This window comes from Vibrio fujianensis (assembly GCF_002749895.1).
GTDB lineage: Bacteria > Pseudomonadota > Gammaproteobacteria > Enterobacterales > Vibrionaceae > Vibrio > Vibrio fujianensis.
In genome coordinates, this window is the sequence record NZ_NBUS01000039.1 from 197,160 (window position 1) to 199,838 (window position 2,679).

A 2,679-nucleotide genomic window follows, 5' to 3' on the forward strand; every position below is an offset into this window, starting at 1 on the left:
ATGTTGCTATGGCGTCATCGGCAATACTTGTGAGCGTAGAAAATACTCTTGCAACCGATGGTACTCTTGCCCCCACTGCCGGTTAAAGGTTTGCGCATCACTGGCTTGCTTTTCTGTAAGCAACATTTCACCCTCTTGCCAAGGATAAAAAGTAAATGGTGGCCTGTTATTCACTGCGCCATACGGGTTAATGACCATTGCCGCATTATAACCAATATTACTCACCGGATCGGTACTGAGTAAGTTTTCTCCTCCTAAAGAGACATAAGACTGATCCGATAAACTAAAGTGGTAAAGTGTCGGAAAAATATCCCGATGAGAACCAATGCGTTGCGGATCATACTGGTAATCGGTATGCGCTAAAATGGCAGCAGGTACATAGAGGTAAAATGGCACCGCATGTGTTAACCCAGCTTCTCCTGGTCGAGCCGTATTGGTATAGCGTACTCGATGATCGCCGGTAACTGCGATCATCACACGATCGTTTAATGATGACTGCTTTACGCTGCGAATAAATTGGCCCACTGCGTCACTGGCATATTGAAACGTTTTTAATAGCTCTTGCGCCTCGTCTTCCCCTTTATAGCCTAACAATTCACGCAAACGTGTATTTAAGGCGGTCGGTGCGGGTTGATAATAATCCGGAACGTGATAAGGCGAGTGGTTGGTAACCGTCATCACGTAAACTAAAGTTGGCCGCTTTGCTTTATCTAATAATTGCTGGATGAATTTAAAGGTGAATGCATCGGGAACACCCCATGTTCCCGCATCCTGACTGGCCTTGGGAAAAGCTTCGATAATATCATTTTCATCATAGACCCGATCAAACCCTTGAATTGGCAGATAATTGGCTAAATTACGCCACATTCCATTTCCACCATAAACAAACACTACATCATATCCGGCACGCTTATAAGGTAGAACCGCTGAGCTAGGCAGTGGGATCTTTTGTAGATTAGAGTGGCTAATGGTCGGTAATGGGCTATGGACCAGCATCATCGCAATGCTATCAATTGTCGCCGAAGTCCCAGCAAAAAAGCGTTCAAAGAGAAAATCTTGCCGATAATTCTCCCTAAAACTGCCCAACAAATCGTTGCTGACAGGGTTATCTTCTAATAATAAGCTTAATCCCATGCTTTCCATCATGGCAACGACAACATGGGGAGAATTTTCAGCAAGATAAGCATTTTTAGGTGTTCGATAATTGGGATTAGGTTTACCTAATATTTTGTACATTTGCTCTTGTAGCGCCTGCTTAGAAATCGGCTCGATGTGGGCTTGTTCTTGGTAATCACTTCGTGCCCAATCTAAGGCCATAAATACATTCGGGGTCAGCATATTGAGCGGTTTATAGGCGGATACACTGGCGTGATAACGTTTCAAAGGCAAACTGCCAACCGACCCTCTAGCCAGTAGAAAGACACCTAAAATCACGACCACGAGTACCGCACTGGTTATACTCCAATGCCATGATTTTTGGGGTTGCCAGAAGGGTTGACGAATTAAAAACTGAGCAAAGAAATAGCCAATCGCCGCTGTCATTATCGCAACACTAGTGCCTAAAATAATCGGGTAATCACTCCACAAGTTTTTCAGTATGGCGATAGAGTCATCATCCACTAACCCAAAAATAAACAGATCCACATGGCTGCCATAAGTGAGGTAATAGTAGTAATTTGCGATTCCGCCGATCACATAAAGCAATACAATGGTGGCATGGTAGTAAGCTGACAAGCTTAACCATCGTTGATAAGCCTTTGCAAAAGGGGCACAAAATAGCCCGGCTAAAAGAAGCGGTGCATAAGCAATGGCTGTTACTTTGGCATCAAACCGAGCGCCAACCCCAAAAGCACGACCCACATCATCGGCAATGTCATTGACCGGTAGGTTAGGCTCAATTCCCAAGTAGAAAACATACCGAGAACAAAGCAGTAGCAAAAAAGCGAAAATAAAGTAGAGAACGAGCAGTTGAAATAAGTGGCGAAAATGAGTCTGAAAAACCATGCTGAAACGACATAAGGCCAAGAAATAAGGGCAGAGATATTACCTTAAAGATATTTTCTCCGCATGGAAATAAAGCATAAAATGAGACTTAATGCTGACAGCAATGACAAAAAACGCTGTTTCTTTGGCCAATTTTCTGTTCACACAATGGTTCCGAGCAGCGCGGGCAAGGTTGTCCCCCTTTTCCATACACTTGTAGCTCTTGGGCAAAATAGCCCGGCTTGCCATCGGCTTGCGAAAAATCTTTTAGCGTCGTGCCCCCTTGAATGATCGCCGTTTGCAACACCGATTTAATCTCACGCACTAAAGATTGCCATTCCGCGATAGATAAACTCTGTGCTGGGCGCATTGGATGAATACCAGCACTAAATAATGATTCATTGGCATAAATATTACCGACCCCCACAACGATGGCGTTATCCATAATAAACGCTTTGATCGCAATGCGCTTTTTGCGTGCCTTTTCCATCACATCGTGCGCATTAAACGCTGCCGTTAACGGCTCTGGGCCCAATTTATCTAATATGGGAAGGCTTTCTCCGGCCGGACACCATAACCAAGCGCCGAAACGACGAGGATCGTGGTAGCGCAGAATTTTTCCATTCGTTAACTGAAGATCCACGTGATCATGTTTACCGGCAGGAAAGTCCCCTTCCAGCACTCGTAACGAGCCAG

At 44.7% G+C, this 2,679-nt stretch carries 2 protein-coding genes; both read right to left on the reverse strand.

From position 1 onward, the window contains the following. Window positions 1-6 precede the first annotated feature (6 nt). Window positions 7-2,004 (reverse strand): LTA synthase family protein, encoded by a 1,998-nt coding sequence (locus B7C60_RS05695; RefSeq protein ID WP_099610822.1) that lies wholly within the window; start codon window positions 2,002-2,004, stop codon window positions 7-9. 88 nt (window positions 2,005-2,092) lie between these two features. Further along, on the reverse strand, window positions 2,093-2,679 hold a 587-nt coding region (gene mutM / locus B7C60_RS05700), incomplete at its 5' end, for a bifunctional DNA-formamidopyrimidine glycosylase/DNA-(apurinic or apyrimidinic site) lyase (RefSeq protein ID WP_245868644.1).

Excerpts from the sequence above, each read along its gene's own strand:
- B7C60_RS05695 (WP_099610822.1), bottom strand. The coding sequence starts at position 2,004 with ATGGTTTTTCAGACTCATTTTCGCCACTTATTTCAACTGCTCGTTCTC.